Annotated in this window: 12 protein-coding genes; 6 read left to right on the forward strand and 6 right to left on the reverse strand. The window is 53.7% G+C overall.

Going from position 1 to position 20,049, the window contains the following annotated elements; all coding sequences use genetic code 11:
- Positions 1-73: 73 nt before the first annotated feature.
- From L215_RS0101655 to hemH, 3 genes are read left to right on the forward strand one after another with little or no spacing between them, the layout of a single operon-like run.
- Positions 74-1,486: an MATE family efflux transporter gene (locus tag L215_RS0101655; protein ID WP_025883764.1), complete on the forward strand. Its 1,413-nt coding sequence runs from the start codon at positions 74-76 to the stop codon at positions 1,484-1,486.
- Positions 1,487-1,498: 12 nt separating this feature from the next.
- Entirely contained in the window at positions 1,499-2,650 is a 1,152-nt protein-coding gene (locus L215_RS0101660; protein ID WP_025883763.1) for a metallophosphoesterase, read from the forward strand.
- 4 nt (positions 2,651-2,654) lie between these two features.
- Positions 2,655-3,644, forward strand: coding sequence for a ferrochelatase (gene hemH, locus L215_RS0101665; protein WP_027451239.1), 990 nt, complete (start codon positions 2,655-2,657; stop codon positions 3,642-3,644).
- A gap of 95 nt (positions 3,645-3,739) precedes the next feature.
- On the opposite strand, the gene L215_RS0101670 is transcribed toward hemH, so the two are convergent.
- The gene (locus tag L215_RS0101670) at positions 3,740-6,376 is read right to left on the reverse strand and encodes a TonB-dependent receptor (RefSeq protein WP_027451240.1); all 2,637 of its coding nucleotides are present in this window, start codon (positions 6,374-6,376) and stop codon (positions 3,740-3,742) included.
- A gap of 413 nt (positions 6,377-6,789) precedes the next feature.
- On the opposite strand from L215_RS0101670, the gene sppA reads away from it, so the two are divergent.
- The 3 genes from sppA to thiL are packed head-to-tail and all read left to right on the forward strand — an operon-like array spanning position 6,790 to position 10,795.
- Entirely contained in the window at positions 6,790-8,574 is a 1,785-nt protein-coding gene (sppA, locus tag L215_RS0101675; protein ID WP_027451241.1) for a signal peptide peptidase SppA, read from the forward strand.
- 49 nt (positions 8,575-8,623) lie between these two features.
- Positions 8,624-9,757, forward strand: a complete 1,134-nt coding sequence (lpxK, locus tag L215_RS0101680; protein ID WP_025883806.1) for a tetraacyldisaccharide 4'-kinase — start codon at positions 8,624-8,626, stop codon at positions 9,755-9,757.
- 3 nt (positions 9,758-9,760) lie between these two features.
- On the forward strand, positions 9,761-10,795 hold the full coding sequence (thiL, locus tag L215_RS0101685; RefSeq protein ID WP_027451242.1) for a thiamine-phosphate kinase: 1,035 nt from the start codon (positions 9,761-9,763) through the stop codon (positions 10,793-10,795).
- 228 nt (positions 10,796-11,023) lie between these two features.
- Here the strand turns inward: thiL and L215_RS0101690 are convergent, their stop codons facing one another.
- From L215_RS0101690 to yidC, 5 genes are all read right to left on the reverse strand, one after another.
- Positions 11,024-11,758: a tRNA1(Val) (adenine(37)-N6)-methyltransferase gene (locus L215_RS0101690; RefSeq protein ID WP_027451243.1), complete on the reverse strand. Its 735-nt coding sequence runs from the start codon at positions 11,756-11,758 to the stop codon at positions 11,024-11,026.
- Positions 11,759-11,826: 68 nt separating this feature from the next.
- Positions 11,827-15,051, reverse strand: coding sequence for a carbamoyl-phosphate synthase (glutamine-hydrolyzing) large subunit (gene carB / locus L215_RS0101695; RefSeq protein WP_027451244.1), 3,225 nt, complete (start codon positions 15,049-15,051; stop codon positions 11,827-11,829).
- A gap of 21 nt (positions 15,052-15,072) precedes the next feature.
- The gene (carA, locus tag L215_RS0101700) at positions 15,073-16,179 is read right to left on the reverse strand and encodes a glutamine-hydrolyzing carbamoyl-phosphate synthase small subunit (protein WP_025883807.1); all 1,107 of its coding nucleotides are present in this window, start codon (positions 16,177-16,179) and stop codon (positions 15,073-15,075) included.
- A 28-nt stretch (positions 16,180-16,207) separates the two neighbouring features.
- Positions 16,208-18,112 (reverse strand): amidophosphoribosyltransferase, encoded by a 1,905-nt coding sequence (locus L215_RS0101705; RefSeq protein ID WP_027451245.1) that lies wholly within the window; start codon positions 18,110-18,112, stop codon positions 16,208-16,210.
- 25 nt (positions 18,113-18,137) lie between these two features.
- Positions 18,138-20,018 carry a membrane protein insertase YidC gene (gene yidC, locus L215_RS0101710; RefSeq protein ID WP_025883808.1) on the reverse strand — a complete coding sequence of 627 codons (1,881 nt, stop codon included), beginning with the start codon at positions 20,016-20,018 and terminating at the stop codon, positions 18,138-18,140.
- Between the last annotated feature and the right edge of the window lie 31 nt (positions 20,019-20,049).

The raw sequence follows: 20,049 nt of genomic DNA on the forward strand, positions 1-20,049 counted from the left end.
GATTTCTTTTTTCCTAGGGAGGAAATTTAGTTTTCCAACGGTGGAAAATCTATTATTTACTACCTTTGCATCAATGAATGAGAGAGAGATAGAGGCTCCTGAGCAAGCCGAAGACAATAAGCGGACGCATGATTTGCGGACGCAGCCTATCCCCAAGCTACTGCTGCAGTATGCCATACCGGCCGTGGTGGGTACCGTCGTGCAGGCGCTGTACAACATCGTGGACACGATCTTCATCGGCCAGGGCAGTGGCGAGCTGGGCATCGCTGCGGTCTATATTGGCTTCCCGCTGCTGATCCTCCTCATCGGCTTCAGTATGCTCGTGGGAACGGGTGCCTCTGTGGGCGTATCGATCGCTCTAGGCAGACGGGACTCGGATCGAGCAGATCGCATCCTGAGCAATGCGGTCTATCTGACTTTTGGCTTCTACATCCTCGCGGTCACGCCCTCTATGATCTTCCTAGAGGATATCTTGCGACTCATCGGAGCGAGTGACAATATCATTCCCCTGGCGATGGACTACCTCCACATCTACCTACCAGCCATCATACTGAGCAACCTGACCTACGGGTACAACAATGTGATGCGTGCGTCGGGCTACCCAACGAAAGCGATGATTACGATGATCATCGGAGCGGTGATCAATGTGGTGCTGGACTACCTCTTTATCATGCGCTTCGGATGGGGTGTCAAGGGCGCTGCCTGGGCAACGGTGATTGCGATGTTCTGCACGATGGTCTTCGTGCAGTATCACTTCTTCCAGCGCAAGAGCGTGGTACGCTTCAAGCGACAGAACATGAAGCCCTCGGGTTCTATCCTCCTATCGATCATCAGTGTCGGTATAGCGCCCTTTGCGATGCAGGTGGCGGGCAGTGCGGTAAGCTTCGTACTCAACCATAACTTCGCGCGCTTTGCTAAGACGGTGGCTGAGGCGGATCTATCCATAGCAACCTACGGTATCATCAACAACTACACGACACTCATCGCACTGACTATCATCGGTGTGGCACAGGGTATGCAACCTATCGTGGGGTACAACTACGGTGCGGGACATATCGAGCGCTCTCTGAGCTGCTACAAGCTGGCTGTCGGGGTCAATACGGTCATCTCTATCCTAGGCTTTGCGGCTGCCATGCTACTACCGGAGCAACTCTTTAGCCTCTTCAACGCATCGCCTGAGCTGATCGAGATAGGTCGGCGTGCGATACGTATAGTCTTCTGCGTCTTCTTTGTCGTGGGCTTTCAGATTACCACTTCGCAGCTCTTCCAGAGTCTCGGGCTGAGCCGTCAGGCTATCTTCATCAGCTTGACACGACAGATCATCTTCCTTCTACCTGCACTGCTGATCCTCCCCCACTTCTACGGCATCGATGGTGTCTGGTATGCGATACCTCTGGGCGACCTCTTGGCGACGGTCGTCTCGGCTTCGATGATTATCTACTACTTCAAGAAGTGGACTAGCGAGCAAACTTCACCCTTAGCGTAAGACCTTCTAAATATGCACGTACTCCTCTACACGCTCTTCATACAACTCATAGGTATCCTCTACCTCGTGTGGCGTGGCGGGCAGGCGGTACCTCGTGGCTGGTGGCGACGGTCGCTGCGTGGGGTGCTACTGGCCGACCTGCTCTTCGTCCTTGTGGTGGTTTTGCTGCGTCATCAGCTTTCGTCAGCGCTACTCACCTTTAGCATCGTCTTCGTCTGCTCGTGGGCTTTCGTACTCCTATATATCGTACCCCTAGTGCTCCTGATCAATGGCGGACGACTGCTCTACAAGCGCATCACGGGACAAACGGTTCGCTCACGGCTAGGCGACAGGGGATACCAGCGGGCTAAGTGGGTTCTCTTCTTCATTACGGTAGCGATCTCGGCAATCCTCATGATGTATGGCTACCAGCAGGCTGCGACACCGCACATAGTGGAGCATAAAGTGGAGCTGACCAAGCCGCTCGGTGCTGATCGGGAACATCTGCGGGTGCTCTTCATGTCGGACCTTCACTTTAGCGAAACGATCGGCCGCCCCTTTGCGGAGCGGTTGGTGGAGCTTTACAAAAAGACTGAGCCTGACTTGATGCTCGTGGGTGGAGATATCTTTGACTACTACCCTGACCCTGCTTACCTAGACAGCATCCCTGAGATCATGCAGCAGATCACCCCGCCACTGGGCTGTTACTACGTACTGGGCAATCATGAGTATCGCTCCGACATGGCGAAGAAGAAGGCCTGGATCAAGCTCGTCGGGGGAACGCTCCTCGTGGACTCTATCGCAACGCCTGGCGGAGCGGTGACGCTCATCGGACGGGATGACTACACGCAGCGTGGGCGGGCTACGCTCTCTGAGTTAATCGGTCAGATACCGCAGGAGAGCCAGCAATTGCCACGCATCCTCTTCGAGCATCAGCCGAGACAGCTAGACAGCCTCGCAAGCAACGGCATTGACTTGGCACTCTATGGACATACACACGATGGACAAATCTTCCCCTTTACCCTACTGGTGCGTGCTTACTATCCGATAGCGCACGGCTTCACCGAGCGTTACGGTACGCCTGTCTACGTTTCTAGTGGATATGGCGCTGCGGGGCCAGCGATGAGACTCTTTACCAATAGTGAGGTGGTGGTCTTCGATTTGTACAGCACTAGCAAGCAATAAAGCCTTGACACAGCAGATCATACTACTGACCAATACGGGCTCTCCACGGACAGCTGACGAGGAGGATGTACGGAGGTACCTACAGGAGTTTCTCACTGATGGGGATATCATCTCTGTACCCTATCTGATGCGACAGCTACTGGTGCGTGGCATCATCGTGCCTCGTCGTACGCACTTCTCATCAGAGCGGTATCGTCGCCTCCTGGCACTCTCCGATGGGGTCATGCCTCTGACCGTAGAGATGCAGCGGCTCGCAGAGCAAGTCGCTCAGCTGACGCAACTCCCGACGCTCTACACACCACGCTATGCGCAGACAAGCCGTGCTCAGTGGGGCGAGCGTATTGCCCAGCTTGTCGGAACGGACGATGTGGAGGTGCTACTGCTCCCGCTCTTTCCTCAGTACACAAGGAGCAATGCGGGGAGTGCCATCACCTATTTCTCGGACCTGCCCAAGCCTACTGGAGGACAATACAAGACCTCTGTGCTGACTCCTTGGGGTACCGACCCGCACTACATCCAGCAACTGTCTGAAGTGCTCCAAAGGTATGTGGATACGAGCGACAGTACCTACCACTACATCGCCTCCTATCATAGTATCCCCGAGGCGCATCAGAAGTACGACCAGACGCATGGCTGGGACTACCACGCTCAGTGTGTCGCTACGCTACAAGCGATAATTAGCAGGCTGAGCATACCTGAGGAGCGGGTCCATCTCACCTTTCACTCCGCCATGGGACATGGGCGCTGGTTAGAGCCGACGCTCGTCAGGGTACTACAAGAGCTCGCAGCTCAGGGAGTTCGTCGCGCCGTACTCTTTAGTCCTAGCTTTGTTGCAGATTGCCTAGAGACGAAGTTGGATCTGCAACTGGAGGCTCGTGATCTATTCCTCGCAGCCGGAGGCGAAGAGCTTATCTACGTGCCCTGTCTCTCCACCCACCTCGATAGTGGCGCACTCATTGCTCGCTTAGTCGAACGGGTACAACGGCAACGCTAGCCCACTTTTGCGTAAACCAAGAAGGGTGCAAACTAGACTTCTCTCTAGCTTGCACCCTTTTGCTTAGTTGAGACTGCCGTCTCAGTCTGGAGGGCTTAGAACTTCATCGTCATACCCATATAGACCGTGCGAGGCTGCATAGGTCCGTATATATAGCCACTATCACGTCCGCCACCTAGATCAAAGTCATTTTGGAATGAGTTGAGTAGGTTGTTGGCTCCGAGGAAGAGCTGCAGAGATGAAGAGGTGAAGATGTCGAAGTCGTAAGAGATACGAGCACCTAGATCGAAGAACGAAGGTGTCTTCTCGATGCGTCCCCACTTAGGAGCAGCACCGCTCTTATCCTCAGCACCAGCCTCGCGCTGACCAGCAGCAACAAGGTCACGGTCTAAGACAGCGCTCCCAGCACCGTACTCGATCACGTGCGGAGCAAACATAGAGCCCGTATAGTTGCACGTAGCGGTTAGGTTGAGCGTAGAGACAGGGTTGTAGGTTAGCGTTAGGTAGCCGTAAGTCATAGGCGTTCTCATGAAGTTGCGGCTCTTGAGCTCAAAGCTAACGAAGTTGCCGTCGCCATCGGTAAGGAAGCCGTCAGCCATCTTCGGGCCATTGTTCTCAAGCGTATTGATGTCGCTAGGAGCATCTTCGTTCTCACCCTTGATGAGCGAACGCTCTACGCCTGTGCTCTCTGCCTCATCCCAGAGGCTCTTGGCAATGGTAAAGCCAGCCTGTACGGTAAAGCGCTTGTAAGCAACCTTACCCTCGATATTGGCACCATAGACCGAAGCGTCTGAAGCGTTGTAGCGCTCGAAGAGCGTAAAGCCCTCACGCTCCTCTATAGGACGTGTGTTGAAAGCGCCCTGGAGACGTGTGAAGAAGCCCTCAAGGAGGAGGTTAGCCTGCATAGCTCCGTGAGAGAAGTACATATCGTTGCTCAGGTTGAAGCTGTGGCTGTACTCAGGCTTGAGCCCCTTTACGTTGACTACCTTCTGCGCCTCACCCGATACGACACCGACGTGTAGATCCTCGTCGAAGGTCTGAGGAGCGCGGAAGCCCTGTGCGTAGGAAGCACGGAGGTTCATCCAGGTGAATGGATTGTAGCGTAGCGTAGCACGAGGAGTAAAGATAGGCTTGATAGCACCCTTGTCAGTTCTAATAGCAGAGTGCTCATCGAGACGACCACTGAGGAGGAGGGTAAAGACTTTGTTCGTCCACTCAATCTGAGCGATCTGGCTAAGATTGTGAATACGCTGATCTAGACCAGGAGCGCGAGAGCTACCGTCAGCCAGCTTCTGATACTTGAGGATAGGCATCTCATCGTTGAGGTGGTCGTATAGATACTCAGCACCGACGAGGATATTGCCTGGCATGAAGAAGAGGCGATCCGTCTTGTAGGAGTACTGCGCACCGCCCATAGCTACATTACCGTGGGTCAGACCGTAGTTGTCACCGTAAGCCTCCTTAGGTGTAGCGTGCTTGTCGTCAGCTACATTCTCCTCATCAATACCGCCGTAGTAACTGTTGCGGACGATACTCTGACCAGAGGCGTAGAGCTGGAAGTTGTGCTTGTAGTCTGCTGTGTGAGCATCGTAGCGTAGATTACCGCTTAGGATCGAGTGACCGACACTCTCAGCGACAGCGACCACATGCTCAGGACGCTCGAAGTGGTCACCACCACGACGCTTCTCCTGGATGGAGTGAATCTCAGCGGTGATCTTGTTGTAGGGATTGAGGCGGAAGAAGAGATGCGTACCGAGTGCACGGCTCTCTAGCTGTCCTATCTCGGAGAAGCCATCGCCATTGGCATCCCAACCCGTACGTGTACGATGCTGTCCGAAGATCATCGCACCCATCTCACGGTCAGGGCTGAGGATCGTACCGTTGAAAGCAATCGTATTGTCTGGCTTCTTGCCACCGATGAGCGAGAAGTTTTCGCTCAGTGAGAAGCTATTGGTCGTAGGCTCCTTGGTGATTACGTTGACTACACCAGCGATAGCTGACGAACCGTAGAGTGCTGAACCACCGCCACGGACGACCTCTACGCGGTCGATCATATTAGCGGGGAGCTGCTCTAGACCGTAGACACCAGCTAGTGCGGAGAAGACGGGACGGCTATCGATCAAGATCTGCGAGTAGCGCCCGTCAAGACCGTTGATACGAACCTGGTTGAAGCCACAGTTCTGGCAGTCGTTCTCGACACGGATACCAGGCTTGAAGGAGAGACCACCAGCGAGGTTGACCGCATTGTTGAGCTGGAAGCTCTTGCTGTCGATCACCGATACCAGTGTAGGAGCGTAGCGGCGTAGCGTGCGCTGACGGTTTGCTGTGACAACCACCTCCTCAAGCTGGGTGTCATCAAGAACCGCATCAAAGTTGACCTCTAACGTCTCCCCTTTCTGGAGGGTGATTTCCTTGACCTGAGTCAGGTAGCCATCAGCGAGCATCGTCAGCGTGAGCTTGCCAGGCTTCTGATTGCGGAAGGAGTAGTGTCCCGAAGCGTCAGTCGTGACCGATACATTGTACTGCTGGATGATGATGGTAGCACCAGCTATGTGCTTTCCTGTAGTAGCGTCCACCACGTGACCCGTGATGTGTGCATCGGCATTGGGTGATACGATAGGCAGCATGCGCTCAGCTGTGAGAGCTGCAGGCGCAGCCACCGCCATAGAGAGCGAGCAGAGAGTCGCAAGGAGTGCGCTCATCGCCCTGATTGGTAGTTTACTGTACTGCATAGATTATGATTGTTTGAATGATATACTTGCTTGTCTATCTTTTGGAGGAGCAAAGGTAAGACATCTTCCAGTTGCTAAGCTCATTTAGAGGTAAGTTTACCAGCTACTGGGTAGTAGCCTAGTGGGGTGTGTACCTAGATGCAGGGACCTCTAGACGTCCTCCTTCTAGACTATCCCCTAAAACTTGCGGAGTTGAGAATAGTTTCTCCCGTATGAAACTAGAATTTCTCCCGTATGAAACTAGAGTTTCTTCCGTATGAAACTAGAGTTTCTTCCGTATGAAACTAGAGTTTCTTCCGTATGAAACTGAAGTTTCACTCAGATAGCAACGATATATGTAGCTTATTCAATATCTATTTGTTACCTTTGCGGTGCTAACGCTTGCTAAATAGACATTATTACATAGACCCCGTATGAATTCATTTTGGAAGACCTTCTTTGCGACACTGCTAGCGATTATCGTGAGTTGTGTCATCTTCGTCTCTCTATCTATCATCGCTCTTATTGGCCTTGTCGCAGGGCTGAGCACCAGTGCAAACAACGAAACTCAAAAGATTAAGAACGGGAGTATCCTCAAGATTGATCTCGCTAAGGTGTCCGATACGTATGTCTCCAATCCTTGGGCTGAGCTAGGCTTTGACAAGAGCGACGGGTGTCAAGACTTGCCTCTCTCCTATGTTCTTGAGGCTATAGATGAGGCTAAGAATGATGACCGCATCAAGGGTATCTATCTTAATATGATGGACCCAGGATGTGGCTATGCTTCCGCAGAAGCCCTCAGAGAAGCTCTAGAGGACTTCAAGCAGACGGGCAAGTTTATCGTCTCCTACGCAGACTTATACTCGCTCAAGGGGTACTACCTCGCCTCCGTGGCTGACCAGCTTTATGTCAATAAGGAGGGCTCTATCGCTTTCGATGGTTTGGCTGGCGGAGCGGTCTTCTTCAAGGACTTGCTAGACAAGATCGGTGTGGAGATGATGGTCTTTAAGGTGGGCACCTTCAAGAGTGCTGTGGAGCCTTACATGCTCAATGGTATGAGCGAGGCAAATCGCACCCAGATCACCTCTTACCTTGGCGATATATGGGGGCGCATCTTAAGTGAAGTGGGCACCAGCCGTGGGCTAGACAGTGTACGCCTGCAGGCTCTAGCGGATAGTATGCAGTCTGTCCAGTCGACCGACTCTTACCTGGCTAACAAGCTCATCGATGGCGCACTCTATCAGGATCAAGCTCTAGAGCAGCTCTGCTCGCTCGTGAATGTAGATGAGCCGGATGACCTTTACTTCGTCTCGCTAAGTGATGTGTATGCCACACGTAGCTCTAATCGTAGCGGAGAGGCTAATATAGGTGTCCTCTTTGCTGAGGGCGAGATCAATGTCGAGCAGGCTGACTCGCCATTTAACACCAATAAAGTAGTCACTGACCAACTCTCCGATCGTATCCTAGAGATGGCCGAAGACGACGACTACGATGCACTCGTGGTACGTGTCAATTCGCCAGGCGGTAGTAGCTACATCTCTGAGCAGCTTTGGTATGCTGTCCATAAGGCTAGTCAAAACAAACCTGTCGTCATCTCTATGGGAGACTACGCCGCTTCTGGTGGGTACTATATGTCTTCGGGCGCTAGCTACATATTTGCCGAGCCCTCGACCATTACAGGCTCTATCGGCATCTTTGGCGTCGTACCTAATGCGACCAAGCTGGCTAACAAGATCGGAGTACATCAGGATGTGGTCAAGACAGCTCGCTATGCTGACCTAGGCGCCCTCGACCGTCCATGGACCGAGGAGGAGCGAGGACTCTTCCAGCAGTATGTCAATCGTGGCTACGAGCTCTTCCTCAAGCGTGTCTCCGAGGGTCGTGGCATGACAAGAGACCAGGTGGACTCAATAGCTCAGGGACGTGTATGGACTGGCGCTCAGGCTCTGGGACTAGGACTCGTCGATGAGCTGGGCGGTCTACAGGACGCTATCGCTTATGCCGCTACTCAGGCTGGATACGACAGCTATCATGTGACTTACATGAGACGTGAGGTCAATCTACTCCAAGAGCTATTCGACAGATCGACGCAGACCGTACGCATGAAGCTGATGAACTCATGGTTTACCGAGGAAGAAATCCGCTACATAGACCAGCTCCGTGAGCTACGAGCTATGTCAGGTCTTCAAGCTCGTCTGCCTATGGTCGTAGACCTCTAGTCTCTCAGAGCAATACAGACATCCCCTTCCCTCTTGACTCTCCCTCAGTATGGATCAGACACCCAAGATTAATCGATGGCTATTACCACTCTCCGCTCTTTATGGAGTGGGCGTGTCGCTACGCAATAGCCTTTACAATATGGGGCGTCTGAAGAGTCATTCGTTTCCCATCCCCATCATCTGTGTCGGCAACCTTGCCGTAGGCGGTACGGGCAAGACTCCTATGATAGAGCACCTCGTCCGTATGCTCATGGGGGATCTGCGGATTGCTATCGTGTCTCGAGGCTATAAGCGTAGGTCCATGGGGCTAAAGGTAGCCGAGCTAGGCGATAGCGCCAGTCGCATAGGCGACGAGCCAGCTCAAATCCTGCGCAAGTTTGGCGACAAGATACAGATCATCGTGGATGGCAATAGGGTGCGTGCCATTAACTACCTAGTCAATCAGCCCTACTCGCAGCGACCCGATGTGATCTTGATGGACGACGGCTTCCAGCATCGCTCCGTGCAACCCTCGTTTTCCATCCTTTTGTCCAGCTACAATAGACTCATGACGGAGGATGCGCTACTCCCTGCGGGTCGCCTTCGTGAATCAGCTCGTGGGCGCTATCGTGCCGATGTGGTAGTCGTGACCAAGTGTCCTACCCTACTCAAGCCGATAGACTGCACCTTTACGGAGCGCCGGTTAGATCTCTATCCGCATCAGCGGCTCTTCTTTAGCGAGGTCAAGTATGAAGACCCCGTGCCCATCTTCCGCAGAAATGCCGAAGCCACAAAGATTGACACCAACGCTGTCGTTATTGCCCTGTCGGGTATCTCACACCCCGAGGAGTTCTTCGCTTATGTAGAGCGCGGCTTCTCCCGTGTGGTGACCCTACCCTATGCAGATCATCACCACTACTCTAGACGCAATGTGACTACTTGGGAAAACATCCTGACAGACTATCTGACGCGCGGCGTGGAGGTGGTCTTCCTCTGTACCGACAAGGATGCAGTCAAGATCTTCGAGCTGGAGTCCTACATGAGCAGTGAGCTACGTGAGCGCTTCCTCCGCCTGCCTATACAGGTGCGCTTCAAGTCTCACGGCGAGGAGGATCTGCGCAAGCTTGTCTTGGGGCATATCGCACAGTTTACACGTGCACAGGCTCAAAAAGAGGAGCACAAGGAGGAAGAGGAAAAGGAATAATCTATGAATACACCTATCTCTGACTTAGGAGAGTTCGGACTGATCCGAAAGCTCACTGAGCAGTTTGCCATCATATCGCCCGACCGTGTCCGCATGGCCGTCGGTGACGATGCCGCCATCTTGCAGATGAAGCCCGACGAAGAGCTATTGGTCACGACCGATATGCTCCTCGAGGGCGTACACTTTGACATGACCTACATGCCGCTCAAGCACCTAGGCTACAAGGCGGTCGTGGTCAACGTCTCCGACATCTGCGCCATGAATGGCATCCCCCAGCAGATCACCGTCTCTCTAGGTATCTCGGCTAGGTACACGACCGAGATGATCGAAGAGCTATATAAAGGTATCGAGCTAGCCTGCCAGCACTACCAGGTGGACCTCGTCGGCGGGGATACATGTGCCTCACAAAACGGACTCGCCATCAGTATCACATGCCTCGGCTCCGTCGCTAAGGGCGAGGCTGTCCTGCGCTCGGGCGCTCAACCAAACGATCTCATCTGCGTAACGGGCAACCTAGGCGCAGCCTACATGGGCTTCCAGCTCCTAGAGCGTGAGCACCGCACCTTCCTAAGCGCACCAACGGAGGAGTTTGAGCCACACTTTGAGGGATACGAATACCTGATCGAGCGTCAGCTCATGCCCTCAGCGCAGCGCTGGTTGCGTGGCAAGCTGGCCGAGCAGGGAGTCACCCCGACAGCCATGATAGACATCAGCGACGGACTAAGCTCCGAGCTACTACACATAGCGGAGCGGTCGCAGGTAGGCGTACGGGTCTTTGAGGATCGACTACCTCTAGATCGTGAGACGCTAGCGCTATGCGAGGAGATGAATATGTCGCCCGTCACGGCAGCCTTCAATGGTGGCGAGGATTACGAGCTTCTCTTCACCGTGCCACTAGCACAGGTCGGTCAAGTCTCCGATATCGAGGGCGTCTCCATCATAGGGCATGTCACGGACGCCTCTGAGGGCTGTCGCTGGGTCTCGACCGATCGAGCCGAGCATGAGCTCAAAGCTCAGGGGTGGAACGCCTTCAGCTAGTCCCCTCCCCTCAAAAGTTTGCGGTAAGCGCCCCATATCAGAAGGCTCAATCGTCATAAGCGGTTGAGCCTTCTCTCTGCTTATGGTCCAAGGGTTCTTATCGGAGGAAATGAGCGTTCTCCACGGAGCTATCTGTCAATTGCTCCGTGGAGATTGCCTGTTTGGGATAAAATGGAAAGTTGCCGAAACCGTCAAAGATGACTCTTCACAGACGAGGAAGCCCCAGCGTCAGTCGAGGTATTCGTCTAGTAGATATGGGCGCAGGAGGTCGCGCGCCTCGGCGGTGTAGCGTTGCTGCGCGGTGCGTATCGCTAGACGCTCCGAGAGACAAGGCGCAGGAGGTGTCGCGGAGCGGTGCCACTGTGTCAGAAGTCGTATAGCGGGTTGCCCTACGTGGTGATGCAACCCGCAAAGCCGTGTGAGATTGTAGCGGTGCAGCACCGCCTCCCGACGCAAGAGGGGCAGTGCCTCGACGGGCGTAACTAGGCAGACCGTTGGCTCAGGAGCAACGAGCGGCTCTAGGTAACGAAAGAGTAGATGTGGAGCGAAGCCCTCCCCCGTGTGTCGTGCCTGACGAAGCGATGCCGTAGCGGGCTGGAGGCCGTCGTAGTAAGGAGGATTGGAGACGATAAAGTCGTAGTGACGGGGTGGCAAAGCTAGCTCTGGCGCGGTAATGTCACACGACAGTGCCGTGAGCCGATCGCTGTAGGGAGAGCGGGAGAAGTTGTCCTGAGCGGTACGGACCGCTTCGTCATCGATGTCGATAGCGGTGACCATGGCACTGGGATAGGTCTGCGCGAGCATCAGAGACAGGATGCCGGTGCCTGTTCCCACGTCTAGAACTTGACTGGCTGTGTGAGCCGTCCTCGCCCACGCTCCGAAGAAGAGCGCATCGGTAGAGATACGCATAGCACAAGCCCCCTGCATGAGTGCGTAGTGTCGCATGCAGAAGGGCTTGTCCATAGTTTTATTTGGCTGTTAGCCGTTGGCTGTTGGCTGTTAGCTGTTGGCCGTTAGCTGTTCTTTTGCTGTTAGTACTCTTGCCAGCTCTTGATCTCGAGCTCTTCTAGCGAAAGCGTGCAGAATGCCTTGATATAGGTGGCTGCGAGGCGTGCATTGGTGATCAGAGGGATGTTGAGATCGATCGCAGCACGGCGTAGCTTGTAGCCATTGGTCAGCTCACCCGTAGAGAGGTTCTTATTGATGTTGACCACGAGGTCTACCTCATGCTGGTGCAACAGGTCGAGTGCCTGTGGCTGCTCGGTGCTGTCGGGCCAGTGAACGAGCGTGGCGGGGACCCCGTTCTCCTCTAGGAAGTGCTGCGTACCAGCCGTAGCGTAGAGCTTGTAGCCTTTCTTGTGAAGGAGCTGTGATGCCTCGAGGAGGTCGGCCTTTTGCTTAGCGCCACCCGTCGAGAGGAGGATGCCACGCTCTGGTATGTGATGACCCACGGAGAGCATCGCCTTGAGGATAGCCTCCTCGGTGTCTTCACCAATACAGCCCACTTCGCCGGTGGAAACCATATCGACACCTAGCACGGGGTCAGCCTTTTGCAAGCGGGAGAAGGAGAATTGCGAAGCTTTGATCCCCACATAGTCTAGCGAGAAGGCATCCTTCGTCGGGTGCTCATAGGGCAGTCCTAGCATGATTTTAGTTGCTAGATCGATGAAGTTGAGTCGCAGCACCTTGCTCACGAAGGGGAAGCTACGTGAGGCGCGAAGGTTGCACTCGATCACTTTGATCTCGTTGCCTCGTGCGAGGAACTGGATGTTGAACGGACCCGAGATGTGTAGCGCCTCGGCTATCTGACGCGATATGCGCTTGATGCGTCGTACGGTCTCGACGTAAAGCTTCTGAGCGGGGAACTGGATGGTCGCATCGCCACTGTGGACGCCGGCGAACTCGATATGCTCGCTGATCGCATAGGCGATGATTTCGCCATGATCGGCGACGGCATCCATCTCGATCTCCTTGGCATGCTCGACAAACTGCGACACGACGACGGGGTGGTCTTGGGACACATTGGCTGCGAGCTGCAAGAAGCGGAGTAGCTCCTCCTGATTGGAGCAGACATTCATCGCAGCTCCTGAGAGGACGTAGCTAGGACGCACCAAGACGGGGTAGCCTACACGATCCACGAAGCGGTCGATGTCCTCAATAGTAGTGAGCTCGCTCCACTCGGGCTGGTCAATGCCTAGCTCGTCTAGCATGGCGGAGAACTTGTGTCGATCCTCCGCATGGTCTATATCTTCGGCTTGCGTGCCTAGGATGGTAACTCCATTGGTGGCAAGACGTAACGCTAGGTTGTTCGGGATCTGACCACCGGTAGCTAGGATGACACCCTTGGGAGCCTCTAGGTCTATGATATCCATGACGCGCTCGAAGGTGAGCTCGTCAAAGTAGAGACGGTCTGACATATCAAAGTCTGTACTGACGGTCTCTGGATTATAGTTGATCATGATAGAGCGCAGACCCGCCTTGCGAATGGTGTGTAGCGCATTGACACCGCACCAGTCAAACTCGACGGAGCTACCGATACGATAAGCTCCCGAGCCTAGCACGATGACCGACTTGCCGTCCTGCTCTGTGGCTATGTCGTGCTCCTCGCCATGATAAGTGAGGTAGAGGTAGTTGCTCTCGGCAGGAACCTCGGCGGCTAGCGTGTCGATCTGCTTGACATAAGGTAGTATGCCGAGGCTCTTGCGGTGCTGGCGCACTAGGTCAGCCTCTTTGTGCAGAGGCTTTTTGTACTCCTTGGTGACGGCACGAGCGATCTGGAAGTCGGTGAAGCCTTGTTCCTTAGCTTGTCGTAGTAGCTCGGCGGGGAGACTCTCGATGGAGTCACAAGTGCCCAGTGTCTCGGAGGTCTCTAGGATGCCTTGGAGGCGATAGAGGAACCAGCGATCTATCTTCGTAAGCTCGTGGATCTGCTCCACGCTGTATCCCTGACGGAACGCTTTGCTGATGACGAAGATGCGGGTATCCGTTGGCTCTCTAAGGGCTGTGTCGATGTCGGGGATGACGAGCTCTTTGTTTTCGCAGAAGCCGTGCATGCCCTGCCCTATCATGCGGAGTCCCTTTTGGATTGCCTCCTCAAAGGTGCGACCGATCGCCATCACTTCGCCGACAGACTTCATGCTACTGCCGAGCTGACGAGAGACCCCGTGGAACTTACCGAGGTCCCAGCGTGGTATCTTGCAGACGCAGTAGTCTAGCGCTGGCTCGAAGAAGGCTGGCGTGGAACCTGTCACCGCATTCTGCACCTCAAAGAGTCCATAGCCTAGTCCAAGCTTCGCAGCAACGTGTGCGAGGGGATAGCCGGTAGCTTTGCTCGCTAGAGCTGAGGAGCGTGAGAGACGCGCATTGACCTCGATTACACGGTAGTCCTCACTGTAAGGGTCGAGGGCGTACTGCACATTGCACTCGCCTACGACACCGAGGTGACGGATGATCTTGATAGCTATCGTGCGGAGCTTGTGATACTCGTCGTTGGAGAGGGTCTGTGAGGGAGCGATGACGATACTCTCGCCAGTGTGGATGCCGAGCGGGTCAAAGTTCTCCATATTACAGACGGTGATGCAGTTGTCGTAAGCGTCTCGCACCACCTCGTACTCGATCTCTTTCCAGCCGCGCAAGCTCTTCTCGATCAGGAGCTGTGGGGAGAAGGCGAAGGCTTTCTCAGCAAGGACTCGGAGCTCCTCATCATTGTCACAGAAGCCACTACCCAAGCCTCCCAAGGCGTAGGCAGCTCGTACGATGACGGGATAGCCTAGTTGGTTGGCAGCGACGAGAGCGTCCTCCATCGTGGTGACAGCGTGGCTCTGAATCGTCTTAACCTCTATCTCGTCAAGCTTCTCGACAAAGAGTTCGCGGTCTTCGGTCGCCATAATGGTCTCAACGGGTGTACCGAGGACATCGATGCCGTAACGCTCCAAGACACCCGACTGGAAGAGCTGAACTCCACAGTTGAGTGCGGTCTGCCCACCGAAGGCTAGCATGATGCCGTCAGGATGCTCACGCTCTATGACACGCTCTACGAAGTAAGGCGTGACGGGTAAGAAATAGACCGCATCAGCAACGCCTTCGCTGGTCTGAACTGTAGCGATATTGGGGTTGATGAGGACGGTCTTGATACCCTCCGCTTTGACAGCTTTGAGAGCTTGTGAGCCGGAATAGTCAAATTCGCCTGCCTCTCCGATCTTGAGTGCACCAGATCCGAGTAGGAGTATCTTATTGTATTGCTTACGCTGAGTCATGGTTTGGTCGAGCTTGATGGGTTATTTCGACAATTGTGGGTAGTTCAGGACGATGTCCTGGAAGTCTGAGAAGAAGTTGAGCGCATCTAGTGGACCGCCCTTTGCCTCTGGGTGGAACTGTACCGAGCGAAATGGCAGGTCGGTGTGCATTAGCCCCTCATTGGTGCCATCGTTGAGGTTGGTGTACCACTCTTCCCATCCCTGAGGGAGTGTCGCTGAGTTGACAGCGTAGCTATGGTTCTGGCTAGTAATGAGGCACTGAGTCGAATTAACCCGTCGGACAGGTTGGTTGTGTCCGTGATTGCCGTACTTCATCTTATAGATCTTAGCACCAGAGGCAAGCGCCATCAGCTGATTGCCCATGCAGATGCCGTAAGTGGGGAGCTGACGCTCGAAAGCATACTGTATCTGTCTGATCGTCTCCTTGCAGCAAGTTGGGGAGCCAGGACCATTGCTGATGAAGACGCCTCGCAACTCCTCGATCTGCTCCAAAGGATAGTCCCAAGGGACACGATGGAGGGTGAAGCGCTCGTCGATGAGCGAGCGAAGGATATTGTCCTTGAGTCCACAGTCGATCAAAGCTATATGACAGTCGCCCGAACCGTAGATGCGAGGCTCAGGGCAAGAGGCTTGAGCGACTAAGTTTTGGTCTCCGATGGCGGGCTCTATAGGAGAGGTCTCGCCCTCGATGGTTATCGTGCCGACCTGGATACCGTGATCACGCAGATGCTTGGTCAGGGCTCGCGTATCGATGCCTGTAATCCCCACGACGCCCTGCTCTGCCATGAAGTCTCCTAAGGACTGCTCCGCATTCCAGTGGGAGTACTCTGGCGAGTAGCTGTTGACTATCAGAGCACGCATGAGACAGCCGTCACTCTCGTAGTAGTTCGGGATGTCGTACTCATCTCGGGTAGCTGCGGGGATCCCGTAGTTGCCCACCATCGGATAGGTCATCACCAAGATCTGCCCCATATAGCTGGGGTCTGTGAGCGACTCAGTGTAACCATTCATGGCTGTATTAAAGACTACCTCACCGGCCAACTGTCTAGTCGCACCGAAGTGCCAGCCCGTGTAGGTAGATCCGTCTTGTAGCGTGAGCGTAGCTTTGCGCTGTGTGGATGTTTGCATGATTATTGGGTGAAAAGAGCGTCTATGTCTATTTGCGATTGTACTGCTGCTCGTAATAAGCGATGAAAGCATCGTTGACGAGATGGGACCCGCCAGGCGTTGGATAGTCGCCCGTAAAGTACCAATCGCCTGGATGATGAGGAATAGCTTCGTGTAGTGTTTCGACTGTCTGGTAGACAATGCTCACCTCTGCCTTGATCCCGTCAGACTTGACTAGCTCAGCGATCTTAGCAGAGATCTCCTCTTCGGTAAAGGGAGCGTAGAGAGTCTTGATCACGTTGGGTACGTACTCCGTGAGAGGACGTTCCCTAAGCGCTATCGCCTCACGGTATGCCTCGTCGAGCATACGCTGCAGTCCTCGCTCCTGAAGGAGTGCTATCATAGCTCTAAAGGCTATGAACTCGTCTACGTGACGCATATCTATGCCGTAGTAGTCGGGATAGCGAATCTGTGGAGCACTGGAGACGAAGACTATCTTGCGCGGACCTAAGCGATCTAGGATCGTGAGGATGCTCTGGCGTATCGTAGTGCCTCGTACGATGCTATCGTCAATGACCACGAGATTGTCCACGCCACGCTCGATGGAGCCGTAGGTGACGTCGTAGACGTGCGTCGCTAGATCGTTGCGCGTATTGCCCTCGGAGATGAAGGTTCGTAGCTTGATATCCTTGATGGCGACCTTCTCACTACGTATCCGTTGCGAGAGTATATGCTTTAGTTGCGCATCAAAGTCTGGAGCTCCCAACGCTTGCTCAATCTGCTCCGCCTTGCGCTTGTTAAGCTCTAGGTTCAGTCCCTCCAGCATACCGAAGTAAGCGACCTCGGCGGTGTTTGGAATAAAGGAGAAGACCGAGTGGGTCAAGTCTCCGTTTATCTCTCTGAGGATAGCAGGCGTGAGAAGTTGCCCTAGCATCTTGCGCTCACGATATATGTCTCGATCACTACCACGAGAGAAGTAGATCCGCTCGAAGGAGCAAGCTTTCAACTCGCCAGGCTCCAGGATCTGCGTGATACTCGGATTAGCTTTGTTGTCTATGGTGAGCGCCTCGCCAGGGTTTAGCTCGAGGACCTTGTCGTAGGTCACATTCATCACCGTCTGGATCACGGGACGCTCACTAGCAACGACGATGATCTCGTCATCAATATAGTAGAATGCGGGGCGGATGCCGTTACGATCTCTCAAGACGAAAGAATCTCCCGATCCCGTCATACCGCACATCACAAAGCCTCCATCCCAGATAGGACTGGTACGACGGAGTACATTGGTCAGATCCAGATGATCCTCGATGAAGTGCGTTATATCCATCCCCTCTAGCCCCTGCTCCTCGTGAGCGATCTTGTAGAGACGCTCCACCTCACGGTCTAGACGGTGACCTACTTGGTCTAATATAATATGTGTATCGCTAGAGGTACGAGGATGCTGTCCGATGGCGGTGATTTCGTCAAAGATACCCGACACATTGGTCAGGTTAAAGTTCCCACACACGGCCAGCGACTTCGCTCTCCAGTTGCTACGGCGTACCATCGGGTGTACGAATGTCAAGCCCGCCAAGTCTGTCGTGCTATAGCGTAGATGGCCCATGTAGCAATCCCCGAGGAAAGGCGTATAGCGCTCAGCTTGCGTCGCTTCCTCTACGGTAGGCGTCGTACCACCGTGAGCTGAGGCTATGGTCTCGTGTACCGTCTTGAAGATCTCCGTTATGGCATTACTGCCGAGAGCTCTCTCTCGATAGATATACTCGTCACCTGGAGGTGCCTGTGTCTTGACCACCGCTAGCCCAGCGCCATCTTGCCCACGGTTGTGCTGCTTCTCCATCAGGAGGTAGAGCTTGTTCAGCCCGTAGAGGGTCGTACCGTAATGCTCTGCGTAGTACTCTAGGGGTTTGCGTAGTCGTATGAGTGCTATCCCGCACTCGTGCTTGAGAGGTTCCATTGATTCGCCGAGGGTTATATCTTAATTAGCGACGCTTCTTGTTTTGCTCACGCATGAGCTTCTCTTGCTCCTTCTGCATCTGCTCGAGACGCGCCATAAAGCCTTTCTTCTTCTTCGGCTTCTTTTGGTTCTCCTCGAGACGTGCCAGCACCTTATCCTCATTGATCAGTAGTCGGCTAGCGACAAACTGCAGGATCGTGATCAGCGTAGAGATAAAGTAGTAGTAGGTCAGACCAGCGGCATTGCTATTGAAGAAGATGAAGAACATGATCGTCATCATGTAAGGCATAAAGCGCATCATCTTCATCTGCGAACCACTAGCTCCGCCCGACATGCTCATCGTATAGCGGGAGTAAATGATATTGGTGACAGCCCATAGCAAGCAGAAGAGACTGATATGGTTACCACCCAGTAGCCCCGTGATGAAGGGTATGTCCGTGCTCCACGAGATGATGGGATCGTAAGTCGAGAGATCCTTGACCCAGAGGAAACTTTCTCCACGAAGGTCTATAGCCGTCGGGAAGAACATATAGAGCGCTATCAAGAAAGGCATCTGTAGCAGCATCGGCAAGCAACCACTCATCGGGCTAGCTCCCGCATTGCGGTAGAGCTGCATCGTCGCTTGACTGCGCTTCATCATCATCTGTTGATCATCGCCCGCATACTTAGCATTGATCGCATCTACCTGTGGCTTCAAGACACGCATCTTAGCTTGCGACATATAGCTCTTGAAGGTTAGCGGTGAGAGCACCAGCTTGATAATGAGCGTCAGCAAGAGGATGATGATACCCCAGTTGGAGATAAAGCCCTGGAGGAAGTCAATCAGCGGACGAATCAGAGTGACATTGATCCATCTAAAGAGCGAGCCACCCACATAGATCATCCGCTTGAGGTCTAGTCGCTGCGCCTTATCCACGCCAGCGTCTATGCCCTTGAGCATGTTGTAGTCTAGAGGTCCCATGAAGAGTGCAAAGTTCGCCTTGCGCCCATCACGTATGTCCATTGCGAAAGCCCCTTGATACTTGCAGTCCTTGATATAGTTTGTCTCCTTAGGCTCAGTCGTGAAGGACATCTTGTTTTCCTCTAGGCGCGTATCTTCCAGACCGATGAGGACGGTGCTAAAGAACTTATCCTTCATTGCCACCCACTGGATCTTCTCGCGGACATCCTTCTCCTGCGTCATTTTGGTTTCCTTGAGCTTCTCTACATCATCGCCCGGATACTTATAGTATATAGTGGAGTACTGATTCTCAAACTTCCAGGAGAGTTCCTGACGCGGTATGCGCAGGCTCATCTCTAGGTCTTGCATCGCATTGTTGCTATGTAGGAGCGATCCTAAGCCTTGTGCCTCGATAGCCATACCGAGCATATACCCCTCGTGAGGCATCGTGTAGATGATGCGGAGGTAGCTTGACGAATCTATCGGGAGCGTCATCTGGAGCGTTGAGTCGTTGGGCTGGCTAGCTAGCCAGATCAGATCTTTCGTCTCTAGGATTTGGTTTTGATTCGTCCGTATAGGCAGATTGAGCATAAAGTCCCCAGGAGCAAAGAGTCGCACCTGTGTACTATCGAAGCTCTTGTAGCCCGCTAGCTCAGCCGAGACAGGCATAGCCCCCTGTGTGGTAAAGGTGACGCTAAGCTTATCATTGGACATTGTGTACTCCTTAGCAGACTGAGCCATCAACTGGCTAAAAGCGTAGAGCGAGTCTACAGGAGCAGGCTTTGCTGCATCTGAAGTCGTTTGGCTCTCCTCTGCAGAGGCTGTAGCGGCATTCGTGACGACCTGAGTGGTATCAGTCGCAGGTGTAGGCGTGGATGCAGGCTTCTGCTTAGGAAGTAGGAAGACTGAGTAGACAACGATGACCACACCAATCAGAACGATACCTATGAGGTTTGATTTATTCATCTAAAGTATAGAGTATGTCGTGTATAAAAGA

The organism is Porphyromonas uenonis DSM 23387 = JCM 13868, from assembly GCF_000482365.1.
In the GTDB taxonomy this organism is placed as follows: domain Bacteria; phylum Bacteroidota; class Bacteroidia; order Bacteroidales; family Porphyromonadaceae; genus Porphyromonas; species Porphyromonas uenonis.

Excerpts from the sequence above, each read along its gene's own strand:
- L215_RS0101655 (WP_025883764.1), top strand. The coding sequence starts at position 74 with ATGAATGAGAGAGAGATAGAGGCTCCTGAGCAAGCCGAAGACAATAAG.
- yidC (WP_025883808.1), bottom strand. The coding sequence starts at position 20,018 with ATGAATAAATCAAACCTCATAGGTATCGTTCTGATTGGTGTGGTCATC.
- L215_RS0101690 (WP_027451243.1), bottom strand. The coding sequence starts at position 11,758 with ATGGACAAGCCCTTCTGCATGCGACACTACGCACTCATGCAGGGGGCT.
- L215_RS0101705 (WP_027451245.1), bottom strand. The coding sequence starts at position 18,112 with ATGGAACCTCTCAAGCACGAGTGCGGGATAGCACTCATACGACTACGC.
- carB (WP_027451244.1), bottom strand. The coding sequence starts at position 15,051 with ATGACTCAGCGTAAGCAATACAATAAGATACTCCTACTCGGATCTGGT.
- sppA (WP_027451241.1), top strand. The coding sequence starts at position 6,790 with ATGAATTCATTTTGGAAGACCTTCTTTGCGACACTGCTAGCGATTATC.
- L215_RS0101660 (WP_025883763.1), top strand. The coding sequence starts at position 1,499 with ATGCACGTACTCCTCTACACGCTCTTCATACAACTCATAGGTATCCTC.
- L215_RS0101670 (WP_027451240.1), bottom strand. The coding sequence starts at position 6,376 with ATGCAGTACAGTAAACTACCAATCAGGGCGATGAGCGCACTCCTTGCG.
- thiL (WP_027451242.1), top strand. The coding sequence starts at position 9,761 with ATGAATACACCTATCTCTGACTTAGGAGAGTTCGGACTGATCCGAAAG.
- lpxK (WP_025883806.1), top strand. The coding sequence starts at position 8,624 with ATGGATCAGACACCCAAGATTAATCGATGGCTATTACCACTCTCCGCT.
- carA (WP_025883807.1), bottom strand. The coding sequence starts at position 16,179 with ATGCAAACATCCACACAGCGCAAAGCTACGCTCACGCTACAAGACGGA.